The organism is Clostridium sp. HCS.1, from assembly GCF_047900555.1.
Taxonomy (GTDB): Bacteria; Bacillota; Clostridia; order Clostridiales; family Clostridiaceae; genus Clostridium.
Genome location: NZ_CP170704.1, coordinates 421,187 through 444,419, shown reverse-complemented (window position 1 = coordinate 444,419; position 23,233 = coordinate 421,187). Strand labels below are relative to the sequence as shown.

The 23,233-nt window shown below is 27.6% G+C and carries 18 protein-coding genes, 2 tRNA genes and 1 other annotated feature (1 of these 21 only partly in view); of the genes, 4 read left to right on the top strand and 16 right to left on the bottom strand.

The window, feature by feature from the left end:
• Positions 1-65: 65 nt before the first annotated feature.
• The 8 genes from ACFYH6_RS02215 to ACFYH6_RS02180 form a co-directional block, all read right to left on the bottom strand.
• A complete protein-coding gene (locus ACFYH6_RS02215) occupies positions 66-1,193 on the bottom strand; it encodes a helix-turn-helix transcriptional regulator (RefSeq protein ID WP_416179290.1) in 1,128 nt (375 codons plus the stop codon).
• 12 nt (positions 1,194-1,205) lie between these two features.
• A complete protein-coding gene (locus tag ACFYH6_RS02210; RefSeq protein ID WP_316344370.1) occupies positions 1,206-2,006 on the bottom strand; it encodes a response regulator transcription factor in 801 nt (266 codons plus the stop codon).
• On the bottom strand, positions 1,981-3,780 hold the full coding sequence (locus tag ACFYH6_RS02205; RefSeq protein WP_416179291.1) for a sensor histidine kinase: 1,800 nt from the start codon (positions 3,778-3,780) through the stop codon (positions 1,981-1,983). The genes ACFYH6_RS02210 and ACFYH6_RS02205 overlap by 26 nt, the downstream gene beginning before the upstream one ends.
• 12 nt (positions 3,781-3,792) lie before the next feature.
• A complete protein-coding gene (locus ACFYH6_RS02200; RefSeq protein ID WP_416179292.1) occupies positions 3,793-5,043 on the bottom strand; it encodes an extracellular solute-binding protein in 1,251 nt (416 codons plus the stop codon).
• Positions 5,044-5,262: 219 nt separating this feature from the next.
• Positions 5,263-6,291: a sugar ABC transporter substrate-binding protein gene (locus ACFYH6_RS02195; RefSeq protein ID WP_416179293.1), complete on the bottom strand. Its 1,029-nt coding sequence runs from the start codon at positions 6,289-6,291 to the stop codon at positions 5,263-5,265.
• Positions 6,292-6,352: 61 nt separating this feature from the next.
• On the bottom strand, positions 6,353-7,357 hold the full coding sequence (locus ACFYH6_RS02190) for an ABC transporter permease (RefSeq protein WP_316343970.1): 1,005 nt from the start codon (positions 7,355-7,357) through the stop codon (positions 6,353-6,355).
• A gap of 1 nt (position 7,358) precedes the next feature.
• Complete coding sequence (locus ACFYH6_RS02185) at positions 7,359-8,852, bottom strand: sugar ABC transporter ATP-binding protein (protein ID WP_316343969.1); 1,494 nt, start codon at positions 8,850-8,852, stop codon at positions 7,359-7,361.
• A 402-nt stretch (positions 8,853-9,254) separates the two neighbouring features.
• On the bottom strand, positions 9,255-11,384 hold the full coding sequence (locus ACFYH6_RS02180; protein WP_416179294.1) for a glycoside hydrolase family 3 C-terminal domain-containing protein: 2,130 nt from the start codon (positions 11,382-11,384) through the stop codon (positions 9,255-9,257).
• 307 nt (positions 11,385-11,691) lie between these two features.
• On the opposite strand from ACFYH6_RS02180, the gene ACFYH6_RS02175 reads away from it, so the two are divergent.
• Together ACFYH6_RS02175 and ACFYH6_RS02170 are read left to right on the top strand one after the other, a co-directional pair.
• On the top strand, positions 11,692-12,477 hold the full coding sequence (locus ACFYH6_RS02175) for an AraC family transcriptional regulator (protein WP_416179295.1): 786 nt from the start codon (positions 11,692-11,694) through the stop codon (positions 12,475-12,477).
• A 353-nt stretch (positions 12,478-12,830) separates the two neighbouring features.
• Positions 12,831-15,494, top strand: a complete 2,664-nt coding sequence (locus ACFYH6_RS02170) for a cation-translocating P-type ATPase (RefSeq protein ID WP_416179296.1) — start codon at positions 12,831-12,833, stop codon at positions 15,492-15,494.
• Between the two features lie 157 nt (positions 15,495-15,651).
• Here the strand turns inward: ACFYH6_RS02170 and ACFYH6_RS02165 are convergent, their stop codons facing one another.
• The 4 genes from ACFYH6_RS02165 to ACFYH6_RS02150 form a co-directional block, all read right to left on the bottom strand.
• On the bottom strand, positions 15,652-16,332 hold the full coding sequence (locus ACFYH6_RS02165; protein WP_416179297.1) for a DUF3298 and DUF4163 domain-containing protein: 681 nt from the start codon (positions 16,330-16,332) through the stop codon (positions 15,652-15,654).
• A gap of 324 nt (positions 16,333-16,656) precedes the next feature.
• The gene (gene rluF / locus ACFYH6_RS02160; protein ID WP_416179298.1) at positions 16,657-17,430 is read right to left on the bottom strand and encodes a 23S rRNA pseudouridine(2604) synthase RluF; all 774 of its coding nucleotides are present in this window, start codon (positions 17,428-17,430) and stop codon (positions 16,657-16,659) included.
• Positions 17,431-17,440: 10 nt separating this feature from the next.
• Entirely contained in the window at positions 17,441-18,436 is a 996-nt protein-coding gene (locus tag ACFYH6_RS02155; RefSeq protein ID WP_416179299.1) for an anti-sigma factor domain-containing protein, read from the bottom strand.
• Positions 18,437-18,456: 20 nt separating this feature from the next.
• The gene (locus ACFYH6_RS02150) at positions 18,457-19,047 is read right to left on the bottom strand and encodes a class D sortase (protein ID WP_316343962.1); all 591 of its coding nucleotides are present in this window, start codon (positions 19,045-19,047) and stop codon (positions 18,457-18,459) included.
• 374 nt (positions 19,048-19,421) lie between these two features.
• On the opposite strand from ACFYH6_RS02150, the gene ispF reads away from it, so the two are divergent.
• Entirely contained in the window at positions 19,422-19,913 is a 492-nt protein-coding gene (ispF, locus tag ACFYH6_RS02145) for a 2-C-methyl-D-erythritol 2,4-cyclodiphosphate synthase (protein WP_416179300.1), read from the top strand.
• Positions 19,914-20,159: 246 nt separating this feature from the next.
• Here ispF and ACFYH6_RS02140 read toward each other — a convergent pair whose 3' ends face one another.
• From ACFYH6_RS02140 to ACFYH6_RS02125, 4 genes are all read right to left on the bottom strand, one after another.
• The gene (locus ACFYH6_RS02140) at positions 20,160-21,437 is read right to left on the bottom strand and encodes a Na+/H+ antiporter NhaC family protein (RefSeq protein ID WP_416179301.1); all 1,278 of its coding nucleotides are present in this window, start codon (positions 21,435-21,437) and stop codon (positions 20,160-20,162) included.
• A 69-nt stretch (positions 21,438-21,506) separates the two neighbouring features.
• Positions 21,507-21,582: transfer RNA gene (locus ACFYH6_RS02135), tRNA-Lys, on the bottom strand.
• Between the two features lie 7 nt (positions 21,583-21,589).
• Positions 21,590-21,663 (bottom strand) — tRNA-Gly (locus ACFYH6_RS02130).
• Positions 21,664-21,728: 65 nt separating this feature from the next.
• Entirely contained in the window at positions 21,729-22,403 is a 675-nt protein-coding gene (locus tag ACFYH6_RS02125; protein ID WP_316343959.1) for a hypothetical protein, read from the bottom strand.
• A 246-nt stretch (positions 22,404-22,649) separates the two neighbouring features.
• Here ACFYH6_RS02125 and ACFYH6_RS02120 point away from each other — a divergent pair, with 246 nt between their 5' ends.
• Positions 22,650-23,060, top strand: coding sequence for an HNH endonuclease (locus ACFYH6_RS02120; RefSeq protein WP_416246470.1), 411 nt, complete (start codon positions 22,650-22,652; stop codon positions 23,058-23,060).
• A 107-nt stretch (positions 23,061-23,167) separates the two neighbouring features.
• Positions 23,168-23,233 (top strand) — a binding site (T-box leader) (it continues 154 nt past the right edge of the window).

The following is a 23,233-nucleotide window of genomic DNA, read 5'->3' as shown; positions in this document are numbered from 1 at the left end:
GTACATTTTCACTTATTTAAACAAGAAATTAATTATCTATATATAGACATTTTTTGTCATTTTCTTTAAAGTTTAGCTACATCTACTTTGTATCTTAGGGGAGTTGTACCTTTTATCTCCATAAACTTCTTTATAAAGTAATCTGTATTGTTATATCCTACTAATTCTGATATTTCATAAACCTTATTATCACTATTACATAATAATTCCACAGCCTTTTCTATCCTAACTTCATTTAAGTAATCCTTGAAATTCTTATTATATTTTTTTATAAATAATTGTCCTAAATATGCACTATTAATAAAATACTTTTTACCTAGGGATTTTAAGCTTATCTTATTCATATAATTATCATTTATTTCATTAACTACACAGGTCAATACATCTGAACTTAAGGATTCCTTAGCTTCCTTTATATATTTTGATAATCCTAATAAAAAGTCCTTCAAATATTTATAGCTACCTCTTCTTATTAATATTTCATTTAAGTCATAGGTAATAAATTTAATAATATTATTGCTATGCTCTAAACCTAAATCTTTAAGAAGAATAATTATTTTATATATTAAGTAGTTAAACTCCATTTTTATAACTTCTAAATCAGTTAAATTTATTTTAAAGCTATAATATAATAAATCTATATTTTCTATAATTTTATTTTGGTTATATTCCTGAATTCCATTTATTATTTCTCTTATATAAACCTTCCCTAAACTATAAGAATCAGTTAATTTATCATTGATTTCATTTATATTTTTAATTTTAGAAACTTCATCTAAAACCCTTTGAATAACGGCTGAATTATAGGCTGTAATTATATCTCTAGAATCATCTATTTCTTTTCCTTTATAGATATATACATGGGTATTGATTTTTCTCTCTATATTTCTTTTTAGTGAATTAATATAATCTTCTTCCTTCACATCATTTATTTCTAATAAGTTTTTCTTATATATAAGAGCTATATCATATCCATTTTTATAATCTATTATTTTGAAGTTATTATAGTATTTATCCTTCTTTACTATATCTCTAACTATATTATTTAAATTATATAAAGCTTCTCCTATACTATCTTCTAAATTAAAATCCCTTTTGTAATTTTCACACTCTATTATTAAACATCTGTATTTATTATAATTTTCAGATGGTCTTCTCATAAATATCTCTTTGTATTCCACTAATTCTTCCACTAAGCCTCCTCCTTATTGTTTATTACCCATAGTTCTTTTATACTCCTTTATAGATTGTCCCATATATTTTTTAAACCAATTACTAAAGTAGTTTGGATCTTCAAAACCTATTTTCTTTGAAATTTCATAAGCCTTAATATTAGGATTTTCTAACATCTTAAGTGCGATTTCCATTTTAGTTTTTATTATATATTCTCCAAAATTCTCATTAGTTTTTTCCTTAAAAAATCTACTTAAATAACTTGAATTTAAATAGAAATGCTGAGCTACACTTTTTAATGATAAATCTGGGTTAGATATGTTTTTAATTATATATTTCTTTATTTGATTGATACTTATATATTTATCATTATTTTCTTCTTCTAATTCCATTATTTCTGTAAGGTCACCGATAGCTTCTTTAATGTTTTTTACTTCATTAATTTCTGCTTTTTCTTTTTGTATTTTGTCTTTTAATTTTAAAATAGCTTCCTTTAACTCATCATCATCTATTGGCTTTAATATAAAATCACTTATTCCAAGCTTTACACTTCTTTTAGCATATTCAAATTTATCATAGCCAGTTATTACAATAACTTTAATACCTGGATATTTTTCTATAATATGCTGAGTCATATCTAATCCATTAGTTAATGGCATATTTATATCTGTTAATATTATATCTGGCCTATCTTTTTCTATTAACATTAAACATTCATGGGCATTAGATGCCTCTCCTATTATCTCAACTTCTAATTCATCCCAATCTATGCAATTTCGTATAAGATTTCTTATTAAATATTCATCATCAACGATAATTATTTTTGTCTTCAAGGGAATCCTCCTTTAAAGTAAGTTTTTCTTTAGGAATCTTTATTGTTATCTTAGTTCCTACCCCCAGCTTACTTTCAATTTTAAATTTAAATTTATCCCCATAAAATATTCTTAACCTTTCTTTTGTTGCTCTTAAACCTACTCCAATGCCTTTATTGTTATAGATATCCTCTATCTTGCTTTCCTTTATTCCTAGACCATTATCTTCAACACTTAAGTAAATACTTTCCTCATCTTCATAAGTTGATATTACTATTTTTCCTTTTCCTTCTTTGTTTCTTATTCCATGATAAATTGAATTTTCAACTAATGGCTGTAAAACTAATCTTATTATTCTATACTCATTGCAAGAATCATCTAAGTTATATTCAACATCTAATAATTCTCCATATCTCATTTCTTGAATTATTAAATAGTTCTTTATAGTATCGATTTCTTCTCTTACTGATATAATATTATTTCCTTCATTTAAGCTTACTCTATAAAACTTACCTAAGGATTTTATCATCTTATATATTTTTTTACTTTCTCCAGATAAAGCAAGGGAGTTTATAGAATCTAGTGTATTGTATAAAAAGTGTGGTTTAATTTGAGACATAAGTAAATCTAACTCTATTTGCCTCTTTTTCTCTTCATTTTCTTTTATTTTCTTCATAAGTTCTGTAATTTCTATAATAAGGCCATTATATCTATTTTTCATTTGGCCAATTTCATCATTATATGTTTTTATATTTACTAAACTAAACTTTCCATCACCAACATCATTCATAGATTCACAAAGTTTATTTATAGGTCCTGTAATAAATTTAGATATAATTACAGCTCCTAGAACTATTAATGCAAAGCTAAACAATAAGAAATATACTAATATATATTTTACATACTGATTTTGTTCTAGTAATCTACTATAAGAAGAAACTGAAACTATACTCCAATTAATACCTTCTACTGAAACATTAGATACTATATAGTTGCTTTTTTCTAACTTCTTAGTAATAGTTCCATTACCAATAGAGTAGTTTATTTCATTTTCTAGCTTACTTAAGATTTCTCTACTACTATCCTTAGTTATAAAGTTATTTTCACCATCTCTAATGAATATTTTAGTTGAAAATTTATCATTTGAATTTGTATCAGAGTCAAAAAAATTATCTTCATCTATATTTATGATCATTATTCCCATAGGCTCTTGAGTATTTATATTGTTAACTACTCTAAGAAGAGAAACATAGTTCCTATCTGTTTCTTTTATTAGACCTCCACAATTATATTTTAAAATATACTCACCATCTTTATTTAATAACTCTTCATATAAACTAGATTTCTTTACATCACTTAAATTAAGACCCTTATATAAATAGCTTTCAGAGTAATATTTATTTCCTTCATAATCTAATAGATATATTGATGATATATTTGATTGAAAATTAGTAAATTGAGATAGGTAGTCATTAATATTATTTCTTAATGACTTATCTTCAGTTTCATAATTATTTAATGCATTTTGAATATTACTAGAAGATATTATCATTTTAGAAACATTACTAACATTTCCTACTATTATATTCATATTAGATTTTGCACTTTCCAAAACTTCTAATGAGCTTTGTTCTAACTTTTCTAAAGTATATTTAGTGTTTATTCTTTCATATAAAAAAGTTATTGATAAAATAGAAAAGAGAAAAACTAAAGTGAAATAAATAATTATCTTTTTCATAATACTTAAATTCAAAAAATTATCTTTTATCCTACTAACTATTATCTTCTTACCCATAATACATCCTCATCATAAATCATTCATAATATCTGCAAATTCTTCTGGGGTTATTTCACCATTAATTAATTCATCTACTAACCTTTTATGAACATTTCCCTTTTCTTCTCCTAAGTAAATATCCCAGTAAAGAAAATATTTTGACTCCTTAGTTAATTCTTTTAAATTCTTAGATAATTCATTTAACTCTTCATGCTCTTCAGATTCATTCCATGCTGGTAAGCCTGTACCAAACTCATAAAACTTCTTTGATATATTTTCAGAAATAAATTTAATAGCTTCAACAGCTTCCTCTTTATGTTTGCTATTATTACTTATCATTAAGTAATCTGTTGTTCCACCTAAGAAAACTTTTTCATTAGAATCACCATTTTTTGTTGGAAAATTGCCTATTCTTATATCTTCTTTTATAGTTGAATTTTCTAAGTCACCTATAAACCAATTGCCAGTATAGTACATAGCTACTTTTCCAGTCTTAAATTTCATTTCTAACTCATCTCTTGTTAAATCTATTTCTTCTGCTTTAAAGGCTCCTGCATCAGATAATTCCTTCATTCTATAGGCTGTTTTTAATAATAATTCATAATTTTCACCATTTAAAGCTGACTTTACTCCATGAATTCCACCCTCTTGAAGAGCTAAAATGTCATAATATAGCATGCTAGTCCATTTATCTGTTACTGATGCACCTAATGGTATTATCCCTAAATTTGAAAAGGTTTTTATGCCTTGCAATAGTTCATCATAGTTTTCAGGAATATTTACATTATTATCTTCAAATAATTTTTTATTATAATAAAAAGTACCAATTGAAAGGGTAATAGGTAATCCATAAATTCCTTCATTATACTCAACATTATCAAACATATCCTTTTTAACTTTATTTCTTATTTCATTATCTAAATAAGGATTTAAATTTAAGACCTTTCCAGCCTCTACAAAAGGTTTACTAAAACCACTTCCCCAGGAAAAGAATATATCTGGCAGTTCATTAGTAGCAATTGCAGTCTTTATTTTAGTTTTGTATCTTTCATTTTCTACTATTTCAGATTTTATTTGAATATTGGGATTGTTTTCATTCCACTCCTGTATTACTTCCTCTACTATACTTCCATTTGTGTTGTCAGATTTTTGTGTCCATATATGCCACATTGTTAAAGTAATTGGTTCTTCATTATTCTCCACCTTTTTCTCAGTACAACCATACATATTAATTAATAAAACTATAATTATCGAAAATATGGATACTTTTTTCATAAACATATTCCTTTCTTCTTTTATAAATAAGTACAGCTTTATATTTATAAGGAATGTTTTTTAATTTATATATTAATTATACTATAATAAATATATTTTATTTTACAAAATACTTTTATTTTCAACATTTATTATATTAATTCATATATTTATTTATAATAAACACAATAATCCATCATATAATTGAACTTATGACGGATTATTGTATTAGCCTATATGTTACTATTATTTTGTTTCTTCAGTAAATTGTTTTTGCTTTTCTACTCCATAGTTAATTATTTCATTTGCTTTTATCCATTTAACCTTTACTGGATAGTTATTTTCAACTGTTTCACCTTTTATTTGCTTATCTAAAACATCAATTATTGTTTTTCCAATTTCATATGAATCTTGGTCAACTATACCTGTAATTAATTGATTTTCTATTCCATTTTCCCATGTAGCTGTGTAATCAAATCCAAAGTGATATATTTTCCCACCTTTTCCTTGTGATTTAATAGCTTCCATAACTCCTGTATCTGGGCCTTCTGAACCTAATGAGAATACAGCTACCATATCTGGATTAGCAACTATTTGTCCTTCTAATTGTTGCTTTGAAACTGATGATTGGTCATTATCTTGAACAGCTTCTAACCACTTAAAGTTCTTAGCATCATCTCCCATTACTTTTTCAAAGCCCTTTTTAATACCTTCTTGTCTATAAGTCATTGTTGTTTGTGTTAAGTTTACTGCTGCAAGAGCTATTTTACCACTCTTAATACCTTTTTCTTTTAATTCCTTAGCTCCTTCTTCTCCTAATTGTTCACCAGCTAATTTATTGTCAGTACCTACATAAGCTATTCTATTTTCAGCTGTTTTTACATCAGCATCGAAAGTTACTACTGGAATACCAGCATTTTTTGCTTCTTTTACTTTGTTATCAAACATTTCTGGATCCATTGGTGCAATTGCTATACCTGCAACATTTTTGCTTATTGCTTCATCAATAAAACCAATATGTCTTTCATTTTTTTGTGCTTCACTTGGAGGAGTTGTTTTTACAACTAATTCATATCCTAAAGCTGCTGCTTCAAGTTGTGCTGCATTTTTCATAGGTGACCAATATGCTCCTGTATCAACTATAGGAATATAGTAAATTACCTTTTTCTCCTTAGAATCTCCTGCTGAAGCACTTCCACCATTTCCTGTTCCACATCCAACTAATCCTGTTACCATAATTGCTGCTGATAATAATGCTATTATCTTCTTTTTCATAATAATACCTCCTAAATTAAATCCTTTGATTTCTTAATTTTTGATTTTTTTATTCTATTATTTATTTAGCTTTTTTCTTTAAAACACCATTTCTTCTATAGAAATCTACAACTATAGCTATTATAATAATGCCTCCTGTAACAGCTTGTTGTATAAATGAGTTTACTCCTAAGATTGATAATCCATTTTGGAATACTTGAATAGTAAAGATACCTACTATAGCTCCACCTATGCTACCAATTCCACCACCAAAGGCAACTCCACCCATGATAGATCCAGCCATGGCATATAATTCTGGTCCATTGATTTCACTAGGTGCACCTACATTGATATTTGACATTAATAGAATTCCTGCTATTGCTGCTAAAGCACCTTCAACTATATAAACTTTGATTATGTGTTTATTTACATTTATTCCTGATAATCTACTTGCTTCTTTATTTGAACCAACTGAATAACAATACCTTCCGTATCTTGTATTTTTCATAATAAACATAACTGCTATAAATATTACAAAGAATATTACTGTATTTGTATGAATTAGTGGTGTACCTACTTTTGTATTTGATATATTGTAAAACCATTCTGGTAATCCTTTAATATAAATACCATTTGTTAAAAATAGTATTATTCCACGTATTAAATAGCTTGTACCTAAAGTAAGTATGAAGGATTCTAATTTAAATCTAGTTATTAAAACTCCATTTAAGCATCCCCATAAGGCACCTACAATTAATGCTGCTAATATTGATAATATTGGATTAAAACCATTTACTGATAAATATACTGCAACACATCCTGAAAAAGCTGCGTTAGCACCCATAGAAAGGTCAACATTTCCAGTTATTAATATCATTGCATATGCAACAGTTAATATACCAACTGTTGGAATTTGTCTGAAGAAATTAGAAATATTAGCTATTCCTAAAAAGTCAGGACTTATAATAGAAAATGATATAACTAAAACTACTAATACTAAGTATATTGAGTACTTTGATACTAAATCTTTTACCTTTACTTTTTTCTTTTCATTTGCAATTTTACTATCTAAAACTTTTTCACTCATATTAATTAATACCTCCAAGTGTAGCTAATTTCATAATTTCTTCTTGAGTAGCTTCTTCTCTCTTAAGCTCTCCAGTTACTCTTCCTTCGCACATAACATATATTCTGTCTGACATTCCAAGTAATTCTGGTAATTCAGAAGATATTATAATTACTATTTTCCCTCTTCTTACAAGATCATTCATTATTTCATATATTTCAGCCTTTGTTCCTACGTCTATCCCCTTAGTTGGCTCATCAAATATGAAAACTTCTGAATCTGAATTTAACCACTTAGCTAAAACTACCTTTTGCTGATTTCCTCCTGAAAGAGTTCCTGCCATAACATCAATATTTGCTACTTTTATTTGTATTGCATTTCTAAATCTTTCCCCGATATCTTTTAATTCTTTATGATTTAAACGGAAGGATTTTAAATTAGTTAATGTTATGTTATCCACTACACTCATTTGTAAGGATAATCCTTGATTCTTTCTATCTTCTGTTAATAAACATATTCCATTTTTTATGGCATCCATTGGAGAATTAATTTTTATGTCTTTACCATTGATTCTTATTTTTCCATTTTTAATTGGATCTGCTCCAAAAACTAATCTCATTAATTCAGTTCTTCCAGCTCCAACTAATCCTGCAATACCTAGGATTTCTCCTCTTCTTGCTTTAAAACTTACATTTTTTACTTTATTGTTGTAATCTGATAAGTTTTCAGCTTCTAATACATATTCCTTAGGTTCAAATATTTGTTTTGGAAACAACTCTGTTATATCTCTACCAACCATCATATTTATAAGTTGTTTCTCATCTATTCCCTTCATTTCACATTCATTTATATAAGTACCATCCCTTAAGACAGTAGTTCTATCACATATTTCAAATACTTCTTTTAATCTGTGGGATATGTAGATTATTGCAACACCTTCTGCTTTTAAAGCTTTTATAACTTTAAATAGGTTCTCAACATCTTTTTCTGATAGAGATGTTGATGGTTCATCAAATATAATTACCTTTGCATCTAAACTTATTGCTTTAGCAATTTCAATCATTTGTTTTTTTGCTGTAGGTAACTTTTCTACTAAGTCCCTTGGATTAATATCAACATTTAATTTATTAAGGATCTTTTCTGTATCTGAATATAACTTATTAAAATCTATTATTTTTAGTAAATTATTTTTATATGGTAATCTTCCCATATAAATATTTTCAGCAACCGTTAATGATTCAGATAAGTTTAATTCTTGATGTACAAATCCAATTCCTATTTCTTTAGCCTTATCTGGAGTTATTGTTCCATAATTAGTTCCTTCAACAAATATTTCCCCTTCATCTTGTCCTTGAACTCCACCAAGTATTTTCATCAGTGTTGACTTACCTGCCCCATTTTCTCCTAGCAGTCCATGTACTTCACCTTTCCTTATTACTAATTGTGCTCCTTTAAGTGCATAAACTCCTGGAAATCTCTTATGAATATTTTTCATTTCTAAAAGTACATTACTCAAGCTGTGATCCCCCCTCTTTCATTAATCGTTTTCAATAACTATATTACATTATTCAATTCCTTTAAAATATAAAATATCTTTACCTAATTCTTTGTTTTCTTTACCTCTTTAAAACATTTACATAAAGAGAAGATAGATATTATATTCTTTGCGACCTCGCAAGCTCCAAGTCACCAGAATATAACATCTATCTTCTTCAGTACTAAAGGAAATAATTCCTCCCACCCTCGGAATTATGTGATTCTTTGCGAACTCGCAGGCTACAAGTCGCCATAATATAGCAAAGCTCTTCTAAAGTCCTGAAGGAAATAATAAATGTGTAAAAAGTAAAAAAAAAATCAAAAACTCCAAAATGAGTTTTTGATTTTTACTTTACTTATTTATAGGAAATTCATTAAATTCTTACTTTAAATTTATTTCTTTTTCTAATGGTGCTAATCCAGTAAGTTCAACGCTTCTTACGTCTGGTTGAGAAGTTCCAACAAATAACTTGAACTTTTTACTGTCTAATATTCTTTCACCCTTATCATTTACAACTTCAAATTCTCTTCTTCTTAATTCAAAGTTTACAGTTTTACTTTCACCTTTTCTTAAAGATACACGTTTAAATCCAACTAAGCTATGATGTAATACTGCATATTTAGATTCTAAATCCTTTAAATAGCATTGAAGTACTTCGTCCGTATCATATTCACCTACATTTTTAATATCTATACTTACACTTACAGTTTCAAAATCATTTTTTAATTCTTCTACTTGTAAATTATTTAATTCTACTTTTGAATAAGTTAAGCCATATCCAAAGGGATATAATACTTCTGATTCAACATATCTATAAGTTCTTCCCTTCATTGAATAATCAGTAAAGTCTGGAAGATCATCTGTATTTTTATAGAATGTTAATGGTAATTTACCACTTGGTGAACATTCTCCAAATAATAAATCTGCTACTGCAGTACCACCATGGCTTCCTGGATACCATGCTTGTAATATTGCAGTACATTTATCTTCTAATCCATTAAGGGTAAGAGCACTTCCAGCTCCTAAAACTACTATAACAGGCTTATTAGTATTTAATACACTTTTAAGTAAAATTTGTTGGCTCTTTGGTAGATTAAGTCCTTCCTTATCTCCTGCTGCCTCACTATTTCCTGTATCTCCTTGTTCTCCTTCAATTGTAGAATCTAAGCCTAAGCATAATACTACTACATCAGATCTTTCTGCTACTGAAACGGCTTCCTCTATTCTGTCATTAGGTTGTGCTAAATTTTCTACTCTATCTTTATATAAATGGCTTCCTTCTGAATAGTATACTCTTGTTCCCTTATTAACAGATGCATGTACACCTTCAAGAATAGTTGTATAATTAGATGCACTACCTGAATAATTTCCCTTAAGCATAATTTGGCTATCTGCATTTGGTCCTATTACTGCAATGGATTTTAATTGTGATTTATCTATTGGTAATATTCCATTATTCTTAAGTAAAACCATTGATTTTCTTGATGCTTCTAAAGAAAGTTCATTATGTTCTTCACAATCATTTACTTCATAAGGTATATTATTAAATTCACATTCTTCATCAAACATTCCAAGTCTTATTCTTGTAGCCATTAATCTTTCTGCCGCTATTGTAATATCTTCTTCTGTAATTAATCCTTCTTTATATGCTAATAATAATTGAAGATATATATTTCCACAGTTTAAATCACAACCATTTTTAATAGCTAAGGCTGCTGATTCTGTAGCTGTGCTTGTTACATTATGATATAAATGGAAATCTGCTATTGCCCAACAATCTGAAACTACATGTCCTTTAAAGTCCCACTTTCCTCTTAATATATCCTTTAATAAAGTTTTACTTCCACAGCAAGGTTCTCCATTTGTACGGTTATAAGCTCCCATTACAGATTCTACATCTGCTTCTCTTACTGCTGCTTCAAAGGCTGGTAAATAAGTTTCATATAAATCCTTTTCATTTACAACTGCATTAAATTCATGTCTTAATCCTTCTGGACCACTATGAACTGCAAAGTGTTTTGCACAAGCAGCTGTTTTTAAATATTTACCCTCTCCTTGAAGTCCATTAATAAATGCTACTCCAAGTTTAGAAGTTAAATATGGATCTTCTCCATAAGTTTCATGTCCACGTCCCCATCTTGGATCTCTAAATATATTAATATTTGGTGACCATAATGTTATACCCTTATAAATATCTCTATCATCTTTTTTAGTATTTTCATTATACTTTGCACGTGCTTCTGTAGATACTACATTGGCTACTTTTTGTAAAAACTCTTCATCAAAGATGGCAGCTAGTCCAATAGCTTGTGGAAAAATAGTAGCTGTACCAGCTCTAGCTACTCCGTGTAACCCCTCATTCCACCAGTTATATCTTGGAATATTTAAATGATCTATTGGTGCTGCATTATATGTTAATTGTGAAGCCTTTTCTTGTAAAGTCATCTTGGCTACTAATTCTTTTGCTTTTGTTAATGCTTCTTCATGAGTCATTCTTTTATCTCTATTCATAATAAACCATCCTTCTAATTTATTTTCTATTAAATTACTTATGACTTTATGATACCTATTACAATTACATACTAACAAGAAATTAATTATCTATTTATGGACAATATTTATCCTCTTCAATAATTATTCTTATAAAATATAATTGTTTAACAATTTAATAATTTTAAAGGGATTTATTTTTATTTTACTTAATAGCTAAAGGCTATTAATTATTTATACTGTAAATATTCCCTGTGTAGTAGTTATTTTCTTTTAAAAAGTGTAAAATATATAATTATAGACAAAATTTATTATTAGGAGGATTATTATGTTAACATATGAATCTTACCATTTTGGAGAAATGAATACTTTTTCTCATTATCATAACTATAACTTTGATTTTCCTAAGCATTTACATAGAAGCTTTGAACTTGTTTATGTAAAAAGTGGTTCTCTTCAAGTTAGCATTAATAATAGAACCTTTGAGGTAAAAGAAGATGAGTGCATTATAATTCTTCCCTATGAAATACATTCCTTTGTTACTAATGATTATTCCGATTCATATATTTGCGTATTTTCTCCTGAATATATTAAAACTTTTCATAGTATGGTTTATGGAAAATACCTTGATAATCCAGTATTTTCTTTAAATTTTGATTTTAAATCTTCAATTATAGAAAGTATATTTAAAAGTAAGCCTAATTTAATAGAAATGAAAGCTTATCTATATCTTATTTGTTCTGAAGTATTGAAAAACTCTAACATAATAGAAAATGAAAAAAATGATTATGAATTATTACATAAAACCTTAAATTATATTCAAGACAATTTTAAAAAAGATATATCATTACATGATATTTCTAAAAGGTTTGGGTATAGTTATACCTATTTATCTAAGTATCTTAATAATACCTTAGGTATATCCTTTGTAGAGTTTATTAATGAAAATAGAATAAATTATTCAATGTACTTATTAAAAAATACTGATGATACAATAACTGACATTGCTTATGCTTGTGGATATTCAAGTATTAGATCCTTTAATAGAAATTTTCTAAAAATAACTAACATAACACCTAAAATGTATAGAAAAAATTTAGATATATTAGAATAATTTATTTATCTAAGCTAAAACTTAGATGTATAATCCTACAAAATTTTCAAAATTAAAAAAATTTATTTATTGACAATTTTTTTAATTAATAATAGAATTATATTATAAACTAAATATTCCATTAAAAGGGAGTAGTAAAAAATATAGCATCAACATTCGCGGTCTTTAGGCCTGGTGTTATATACCAATTTGGTTACGAGACTTTTAATACAGTTTTTCACAAAATGAAAATTGTATTAAGAGTCTCTTTTTTATATAGCTTTGGTATATACCCAGATTAATTCATATAAAAGGATTTTTCTATAGATCAAGGAATTTGATAAAAATTATTCTAATGTTTGGAGGAATTATTCATGAAAAAGTATTTTTCAACGCCCTATGAAGAAGTATTAAAAGAATTTAATGTTTCGAAAAAGGGACTAGAGGACAAGCAAGTAAGTTCTAACACTGAAAAATTTGGACTTAATCAATTAACAGAAAAGAAAAGGAAGACTGTATTAGAGGTTTTTCTTAGTCAATTTAAGGATTTATTAGTATTAATATTAATAGTTGCTGCTATTATCTCTGCAATTACAGGTAGTCTAGAAAGTACCCTTGTTATTTTTGCAGTAATTATCCTTAACTCAATTCTTGGAACAGTTCAACATTTTAAAGCAGAACAATCACTAGATAGCTTAAAGGCTCTATCATCTCCTTGTGCTAAGGTATATAGAAATGGTAAAAAAGTAGAAATACCTTCTAAGGAAATAGTTCCTGGAGATATTTTAATCTTAGAAGCTGGAGATATGATTTCTGCCGATGGTAGAATAATTGAAAATTTCTCACTTCAAGTTAATGAAAGTTCTCTTACTGGAGAATCTGAAAGTGTAAATAAATTTGTTGATGTTATAAAAGAAGAAGATATTGCTCTTGGCGACCAAAAGAATATGGTATTCTCTGGTTCATTAGTTACTTATGGTAGAGCTTTAGTAGTAGTTACTGCTACTGGAATGAGTACTGAAATAGGTAAAATTGCTAACTTAATGGAAGAAACTCAAGAAAAGGAAACCCCTCTTCAAGTTAGTTTAGATGATTTTAGTAAAAAACTTGCTATTGGTATATTTGTAGTTTGTATAATAGTATTTGCTCTTAGTCTTTATAGAGGAACTACTCTTTTAGATTCTCTTATGTTTGCTGTGGCACTAGCTGTTGCTGCTATTCCAGAAGCTTTAAGTTCAATCGTAACAATTGTACTAGCTCTAGGAACTCAAAAAATGGCTAAAGAAAATGCTATTGTTAAAAAGCTTAGAGCTGTTGAAGGTTTAGGTTCTGTATCTGTAATATGTTCAGATAAAACAGGAACTTTAACACAAAATAAAATGACAGTAAAAAAAGTATTTCTTGATAATAAATTAATTGATGGTGAAGAATTAGATCCTAATGATGAATTAGCTAAGTACTTAATTAATAGTTCAATTTTATGTAATGACTCTACATCAAAAAATGGTGTTGAAATGGGTGATCCAACTGAAGTTGCACTTGTTAAATTAGGACACAAATTATCTTTAGATGAATTAGAAATTAGAAAGACTTACGAAAGATTAGGTGAAGTACCTTTTGATTCTGATAGAAAACTTATGAGTACTCTTCATAAATTTGATAATAAAGAATTAATGTTTACAAAGGGTGCCTTCGATGTATTATTAGATAGAATAATTAAAATTAAGACATCTTCTGGAGTAAGAGATATAACTTATGAAGATAAGCAAAATATAATAAATGCTAATAAGCAATTATCACAAAGTGGTTTAAGAGTTTTAGCTTTTGCTTATAAGGAATTCGATACTTCACAAGACTTATCCTTTGATGATGAAAATGATTATACATTTATAGGTCTTATTTCAATGATAGACCCACCAAGAGAAGAATCTGCTACAGCAGTTAGAGATTGTATAACAGCTGGAATTAAACCTGTAATGATTACTGGAGACCACAAGATTACTGCATCAGCTATAGCAAAACAAATTGGTATTTTAAGAGATGGCGATAGAGCTATTGAAGGTGTGGAACTTGATAAGATGTCTGATGAAGAATTAAAAGAAAATGTTGAGCATATTTCAGTTTATGCAAGAGTTTCTCCTGAACATAAAATCAGAATAGTTAGAGCCTTCCAAGAAAAGAATGAAATTGTAGCTATGACTGGTGATGGTGTTAATGATGCTCCTGCTCTTAAACAAGCTGATATAGGTATTGCAATGGGAATCACAGGAACAGAAGTATCAAAGGATGCTGCATCTGTTATCTTAACAGATGATAACTTTGCTACTATAGTTAAATCTGTAGCTAACGGAAGAAATATATATAAGAATATTAAAAATTCTATTAAGTTCTTATTATCTGGTAATACTTCTGGTATATTATCAGTACTATATGCATCAATAATGGGGTTAGCAATGCCATTCCATGCAGTACACTTATTATTTATTAACTTATTAACAGATAGTTTGCCTGCTATAGCAATTGGTATGGAACAATCTAAAAAAGACTTATTAAAGGATAAACCAAGAGCTAGAAATGCTTCAATTTTATCTAAAGACTTTATAACTGAAATATTACTTGAAGGTGTAGTTATTACTATATTTACTTTAGCAGCCTTTTATATGGGTTTAAAAACAGATAATAATGTAGCATCTACAATGGCCTTTGCAACACTTTGTTTAGCAAGACTATTCCATGGATTCAATTGTAGAGATGATAAATCTATATTCTCTATAGGATTATTTACTAATAAATTTAGTTGGATGGCATTTGGAGCAGGTTTAGTATTATTAAATTTAGTTTTATTTGTTCCAGTATTAAGAAGATTATTTGAAGTGGCTACATTAACTGGCTCACAAGTAGGATATATTTACTTATTTGCATTTATTCCAACTTTAATAGTTCAAATAGTTAAGGTTATAAGAGATGTTATTAATAACAGAAAAACATCTAGCCTTGATGTTAATGAAGAAGATAATGATATTAGCAAAGTTGCATAATAAAATGCGTTGCATTTTATTAATGAAAGAATGAAAAAATTAAATAATGAAAGAATGTTGAATAAAAATCCTTTCAGGTTTTTTATAAAATTATTTCTATAATTAAGGAGGTTTTGCTGTGCAAAACCTCCTTAATTTTTTTCATTTCTTCATTTTTTCATTTTATCATTTCTATTTCGAATTCTGGCATTCCTGCAACGTATGGAGCTATTTCATAGTATGGGAAGTGTATTATTAGCTTATTATCTTTAATATAAAAGCTTTGGTTTTCCTTAATTCCGTTAAAGCCTTCTTTCCCTGTGAAATAGTATTCTGGGTGCTTGTTTATTTCTTTTGATATTTCACTGTTAATATAGGTCTTATAATCATATCCTTCTGTGAATAAGTCCTTTAGCATTAGCTTATTTCCTGTTTTAGTATCAATGTTGTAGGTATTCCTAGTAGTTATTCCATGAGCTCCACCGCTAAATTGATAATAATCTATATAGAAGCTTAGGATTTCTTCATTATTAGTTACTGTGTATCTAGCCATTAATTCATAAGGTATAGTTGGTTTAAGGCTCTCACTAGTGTCTTTTGTTTCTTTTATCCAACTATTAGTCCAATTTAGGATCTCATTATTAATGTCTTTTTCTTTATTTTCATTACTTAATCCAACTATTTGAGGTATTTCTACATCAATATTTATGAAGTTAGTTTTTTCCTTTATTATCTTATCCACAATACTTGTTTCTTTTACATAATTATCCTCAATACTTATTAACATAGGATGTGGATAAGTGCACCAATTATTTATTAATAATGCCATAATGATTACTGCTCTACATACTATTTTCATAAACTAATTCTCCTAATTACATGTAATTATTTTGAATATTAACACAAATCAAATTTATCACTTTATTATATTATCTACAACGTTGTTAATAATTATTAGGTAGATTTCAACATATTTTTCACAACTTATCCACAAGCAATTGTGGATAGTGTGTGTAACATACATTATTTAACTTTAATTCTTTATAAAACCACTCTTTATTTCTACCTTAATTGCAAGTTATTAAAAATTGTGGATAACTTCAAAGTTTTTAGTTAAACAAACAAAAAAATCATAGCATATTTTGTCACACTATGATTTTAGATTACTTTACTCTATATAATTTTATTCATCAGCTTCTTTAGTTTTTACAGAAGTACTTATTAATGAGTTTAATTTTCTAAGTTCTTCTGAGGATAAATTTCTCCAACTACCTATCTTTAAATTACCTAATTTTATGTTCATTATCCTTATTCTATTTAGTTTAGTTACATTATAACCTAAAGCTTCACACATTCTTCTTATTTGCCTATTCATTCCTTGAGTTAGTATAATTCTAAAGGTTCTCTCATTAATTTTATTAACTATACATTTCTTTGTTATAGTTCCTAATATTCTAACCCCACTAGACATAGACTCTATAAATTTATCATCTATAGGTTTATTCACAGTTACTATATATTCTTTTTCATGATTATTTCCAGCTCTTAATATTTTATTTACTATATCACCATCATTAGTTAATAAAATTAACCCCTGTGAATCTTTATCTAATCTACCTATAGGAAAAATTCTTTTTTCATGATTTACAAAATCAACTATATTAGCCTTTACTTTTTTCTCTGTAGTGCAGGTTATTCCAACTGGTTTATTTAAAGCTATATAAACTAATTTTTCTTCTTTTTTTAAAGGCTTTCCATCTACTTTTACATTCGCATCTAAATTTACCTTCATTCCCATTACAGCCTTTATGCCATCAATAGTTACTCTTCCATCTTCTATAAGCTTATCAGCTTCTCTTCTTGAACAATATCCAGTTTCACTTATAAACTTATTAAGCCTAACTTGTGATCCTCTTTCTTTATGTACAATTATGTATTCCTTATTCTTTTGATTCATATTATCACCTTTATGGACTTACTTTATGCTCATCTCCTGAATTATTCAGCTTAACTTGAAGTCCTTTTTCTTCAATAAATTTTTCTGTTTTTTCTAAGGCATTATATTTAAGTGCCTTACCAGTTATGGTAATTACAATTCCTGTATCAGGAACCATTTCATTATTATTGGCATATCTTAATATTTCTCTCATAGAATTATCAATATTAGTATTAGTTACATTTAATTTACCTAGCATATAATTACCTCTTTCAGTTTTAGAATATGCGTCGATAATCTTATCAAATTTGTTAACTTCTAAAGTTATTAAAGATGTAGTTTCTATTGCAATAGTTTTATCTATCGCTCTGTACTGAAATATACCTATAACAAAAATTATTACTACTATACTAGCAATTATAGAAATTTGAAGCTTATATTTCCTAAAGGTAAAACTTTCTTTACTAATAAAATCTTCTCCTATTCTATTTTCCTTTTTAGATTTAACTTTAATAAACTCACCTTTTGAAGTTAAAATAATAGAATTATATAGCCCCTTAGAAAGTATAATGCCTCTGTGCTCTTCTTCCTTATTAATTTGTATAATTTCTTCTGAACTAGGCACCTCCACAGCTTCTTCAATCTGTAAATATTCCTGTAAATACTTATAATTAGGATTTGATAATATAACAACAAAGGTTACTATATATTCTTTCCAAGTTTCATAAAATTCTTTATCAATCGGTGTTCTTTTTAAAAGTCTATTTATAGGAAATTTTTTAGTAGTGCTTAAATAATCAAAAAGTTCAATATCTTCTATTATGAAATATGCAATATTTAATATTTTATTTCTAATTATATAGGATGGCTCATCATGAATTAAATCCTTAATTAGTATCTTATAGTCTAAAAGTTCTTCTTTTAGTCTACCAATCTCTTCCTCACGCTTTTCAACTATATCATCTAAAGCTAAGCTTGCTGGAGCCTTAGTTGAAAACTTGTATTTATCGTATTCAAAGATACCCATTGTCAATACTATCCCCTACCTTACATGTCTTTACTTTCTACTAATTTTCCTTTTACTATAACTCTTTCTTTTGCACCTACTGTACAAGTAACTAATGTTATGGTTGCTTCATCAGTATTATTTAAAACATCTACCCTATCAGGAGATACTATAAAGCTATCAGTCACTTCATACACATACTCCTTTTTATTTGCCTTAACTAATACTTTATCTGCAATTTCTATCTTATATAAATTAACAAATGCCTCTGAATAGTCTGAAACTCTATGACCTGCAACAGAAAAGTTTCCTTTTTCTCCAGGTTTAGCTGAACCTTCAAAGTGACCTAAATAGTATTGCAGAACATCATCATTAATTCCTTCAACTATTCCTTGAGATAGACCTATACTTGGAATTTCCATTAAAGCAATAGGCTTATATCCATTTATTAAATTTTCTTCTTCTTCCTTTGATAATTCCTTAGGTTCTTCATTTATTACTTCTTCTAATATATTTTGAAGTTCCTTTTGCTTTTTTGATGTATCTATTTTTTTATAAACTATAGACCCAATAATAGATAAACCAACAATGATTAAAATTAACCCTGTAACTCTTCTAATCTTTTCTCTCAAATAACCCAACTCCCAATAAACTTTTATATTCATTTATCATATATTATATCATAAAGATCTTTAATCATTAATCTTTTAGGAGTAACTTATGAATAGAAAAATTATTTATGTTGACTTTATGTTTAAACGAAAGAAAATCTCCTCTAAACCTTTGCTATTAATTTATAAAATTAAGATAAATGTTAAGAGCCTTTTTAATAGCTTATTTAAAATTAATCATACTAAAAATACAAATACTGAAAATAATATTAAGCTTTATCCCTTTAAAAGAGTGTTATAAGTCTTATTAACTTCATAAGTTTTATATAAATCCTTGATATTATAATTTCCTATAGAGTAAAATGGTCTTAAATAATAATCTTGGAGGTATAAATATGAGAATAGGATTAGGATATGATGTACACCGACTTGTTGAAGGAAGAGATTTAATAATTGGTGGAGTTAATATTCCCTTTGAAAAAGGATTACTTGGACATTCAGATGCTGATGTATTACTTCATGCAATTATGGATTCCTTACTTGGAGCATCTGCACTTGGTGACATTGGAACTCTTTTCCCAGACACTGATATAAGGTTTAAAGGTATATCTAGCATAAATCTTCTTAAAGAAGTAGGTAAGCTATTAACTGAAAATGGTTATGTAATTAATAATATAGATTCTACTATAATTGCTCAAAGACCTAAAATGGCTCCTTATATAAAAGAAATGCGTGATAACATAGCAAAAGCTTTAAATATTGATTTAATGAAAATTAATGTAAAAGCAACTACAGAAGAAGGACTAGGATTTACAGGAACTGGAGAAGGAATATCTTCTCAAAGCATATGCCTAATTGAAATGAAGAATGTAGAATGTAAAATGTAGAATTTAGGTGAAAACTCCTTCGGAGTTTTTGAAATGACTGAACGAATGAAAGAATGAAGCTTCTCTTTTGCATTCGCAAAATCGAAATGAAAGAATGAAAGAATTAAGGACTAAATTCCTTCGGAATTTATAAATTTCACAACTCAGCTCACCTGAGTTATTTCATTAATTATGCATTATGCATTAAAAAAGACCTTGCTTTAAAAGCAAGATCTTTTTTTGTTATATTTTAATTTTACAATAGCCTTATTTATTTCTCCAATGAATGTATATTGATATTATAGCACAAATTCCCATAAGATAGGGATAAAATAAAAATTTCATTATGGCAATTGGGGAAATTGTAGCTAGAGCTGCTGCTGAAATTAGTTGTGCTCCATAGGGGATAATACCTTGGAATACACAAGAAAACATGTCCAGAATTCCTGCAACTCTTTTTGGCTCTAAATCATATTTATTGGATATGTCTTTTGCGATAGGTCCAACAGTAACTATTGCAACGGTGTTATTAGCTGTACAAATATCAACTAAGCTTACTAAAGTTGCTATTCCGTATTCTGCTCCTCTTTTGCTTTTAAAATTCTTAAGTCCTTTATTTAATATAAAGTCTATTCCTCCATTATACTTAATTATTTCTATAGTTCCTGCTATAAGTAATGATATTATTATAAGCTCACTCATACCACTTATCCCTGTTGAGATAGAATTGAAAAATCCTAAAATATCAAAGCTTCCATAGATAAATCCTATTATACCTGAAGATAATATACCAAGTAATAATACTATTATAACATCTACTCCTAACAAAGCTGTGATTATTACCATTATGTAAGGAATTATTTTTATTAAGTTATAACTTAAAGCTTCTATTATAATTGTATCTGAATTTCTTGTTAAAATCATAAATATTAATGCAGTAATTATTGCTGCTGGTAAAACTATAATAAAGTTCATCCTAAACTTATCTTTCATTTCGCAGCCTTGTGTTCTAGTTGCAGCTATTGTAGTATCTGATATTATTGAAAGATTATCTCCAAACATAGCTCCACTTACAATTGCTCCTCCTGCTAAGGCACTTTCTATTCCTGTCTTTGAAGCAATTCCAACTGCTATTGGAACTAAGGCTACTATTGTTCCCATTGAAGTTCCTATAGATACTGCTATAAAGCAACTTATAATAAACATTCCTGGTATTAATAGACTGCTAGGCAGTAAAGAAAGTCCTAAGTTTACTGTTGAATCTACAGCTCCCATGTCTTTAGCCACTTGTGCAAAGGCTCCTGCTAATATAAATATCATTACCATTAAAATAATATTAGAATTTCCTGCACCCTTGCAAAATATCTCTACTTTATTTTGAAATTTTTCTTTTCTGTTCATTAATAGAGCTGTTAATGCTGCTGCTAAAAATGGTACTATGGTTGAAATTGCATAAAAATCTTTTGCTAATATGGAACTTCCTAAATAAACTACCAAAAATACTGCTAAGGGAATTAAAGCTAAACCATTACCCTTGTTATTCAAGATTTTTTCCTCCTTTGTTTATATTTAAACAAAAAAATAAGAGAGATTAATAAATTAATCCCTCATTACTGGTGCGTTATCAGGGGATCGAACCCGGGACACCCTGATTAAGAGTCAGGTGCTCTACCAACTGAGCTAATAACGCATATATATGGAGCGGGTGATGAGAATCGAACTCACGTAACTTGCTTGGAAGGCAAGGGCTCTACCATTGAGCTACACCCGCATATCTTATTGACAATAACCATTATATATTCCAATAATATTACTGTCAATAAAAACTTTATACCCTTATATAATTTCAGTTAGAGATTTTAGCAAAATATCTCTGAATTTCTCACCATTTCTCTTATTTACATCTGCACTTTCACAAATATTTTTCCACTCTAACAGATTTAATCCCGTTCTTTCAATAAAATCTTCTTCTGTAGTTGTTATATAACTTGAGTTAACAACGAATTCTCCTAATTCTTTTGGCTTATCAAATATCTTTAAGTATAAAAATTCTTTGTTATCTCCATACCAAGTTCTATTAAAATCTCTACAAAATCTTTTTAATGATTTTATTAGTTTATCACTTGGTAAATTCCAAAAGCTTTTAATCATATCTAGGTGTTTTCTCATGTTATCCGCTTCTTCTTTTGAGATTTTGTTGTTTTTTTCACCGTCAGTAATTATTCTTTCTACTGGAACATTGGGTATATTTATTATTAATCTTTCTTTTCCATAAATCCATTTATAAAAAGCTTCTTGTAAAAATGAGTATTGAATATATCCTAATAATGTCCTTTCATTCGGAAAGTATGACCATATATTACTAAGACCATTATTTTTTGAAAATATTAAGCTATGAATATATATACTCTTATTATCTGGAAGCCTATCCATAAACATATGACCTCTTATAGTTTTATTTTCATTAATTAACTCTTCCCAATAATCAAAAGAATCATAATTATGCCTCACAGTATCACCTTTCTTTCAATTTCGAAATAAAATATACTATGAATATATTATATAGTATATTTTAACTCATTTTCAAGTAAATTTTCGGATTATAAAAAAGTAACTTTAAACACTTTGAATTCAAAAAAATTCATTTTATTCATAATATGTTAATTTTTATAAAATTCTTAATAATCTAGATTATTCTTCAAAATAATTATATAATATATGTAAAGAGATATAAAGTTATATAAAGGAGGCATGACTTTGTACCACTGTGAAATTTGTGGGGCTAAAGCAGATATACATCATATAGTTCATAAGCACGAAGGCGGTTACGATATTAATATAAACTATAAATATCTTTGTAACTACCATCATAGAGGTAAAAATGGACCCCATAACTGCATAGAAACCGACATTAAATATAAGCTTGAAATGCAAAAAAAGCTTTTTAAGCTTTTACCAAAGGATTACTATACAGCTAAAGAGCTTTATAGTCTTTTAGAAATAACAAATTCTTCATTAAAAAAGTTAGTGAAAAATTTAAAGCTTTATAAAGAAGGTTATTCTAAAAGAGAAATAATTACAAACTTAATGGGTGGTAAACTATACTCCTATAATATACTTGAAGAAATAGAACTAGAACGTCTTTACCATAATATTAATATTAGCTAAAATATTATTTTATATTCAATTTATTAAAAGAAATATCATATTTTTCTAAAATAATATTTCTTTATGTTGACATTAATATATTAAATAATTATAATAAATAATAAATATTTAATGCGTTGAAGAGAAGAGTAAACTACTTTTCATTTCCAGAGAGAGATATGCTTGGTGAAATT

What these genes read in the sequence shown, in the direction of transcription:
- ispF (WP_416179300.1), top strand. Translation starts at nt 19,422, where the DNA reads ATGAGAATAGGATTAGGATATGATGTACACCGACTTGTTGAAGGAAGA.
- ACFYH6_RS02180 (WP_416179294.1), bottom strand. Translation starts at nt 11,384, where the DNA reads ATGAATAGAGATAAAAGAATGACTCATGAAGAAGCATTAACAAAAGCA.
- ACFYH6_RS02195 (WP_416179293.1), bottom strand. Translation starts at nt 6,291, where the DNA reads ATGAAAAAGAAGATAATAGCATTATTATCAGCAGCAATTATGGTAACA.
- ACFYH6_RS02170 (WP_416179296.1), top strand. Translation starts at nt 12,831, where the DNA reads ATGAAAAAGTATTTTTCAACGCCCTATGAAGAAGTATTAAAAGAATTT.
- ACFYH6_RS02165 (WP_416179297.1), bottom strand. Translation starts at nt 16,332, where the DNA reads ATGAAAATAGTATGTAGAGCAGTAATCATTATGGCATTATTAATAAAT.
- ACFYH6_RS02175 (WP_416179295.1), top strand. Translation starts at nt 11,692, where the DNA reads ATGTTAACATATGAATCTTACCATTTTGGAGAAATGAATACTTTTTCT.
- ACFYH6_RS02205 (WP_416179291.1), bottom strand. Translation starts at nt 3,780, where the DNA reads ATGGGTAAGAAGATAATAGTTAGTAGGATAAAAGATAATTTTTTGAAT.
- ACFYH6_RS02190 (WP_316343970.1), bottom strand. Translation starts at nt 7,357, where the DNA reads ATGAGTGAAAAAGTTTTAGATAGTAAAATTGCAAATGAAAAGAAAAAA.
- rluF (WP_416179298.1), bottom strand. Translation starts at nt 17,430, where the DNA reads ATGAATCAAAAGAATAAGGAATACATAATTGTACATAAAGAAAGAGGA.
- ACFYH6_RS02155 (WP_416179299.1), bottom strand. Translation starts at nt 18,436, where the DNA reads ATGGGTATCTTTGAATACGATAAATACAAGTTTTCAACTAAGGCTCCA.
- ACFYH6_RS02200 (WP_416179292.1), bottom strand. Translation starts at nt 5,043, where the DNA reads ATGTTTATGAAAAAAGTATCCATATTTTCGATAATTATAGTTTTATTA.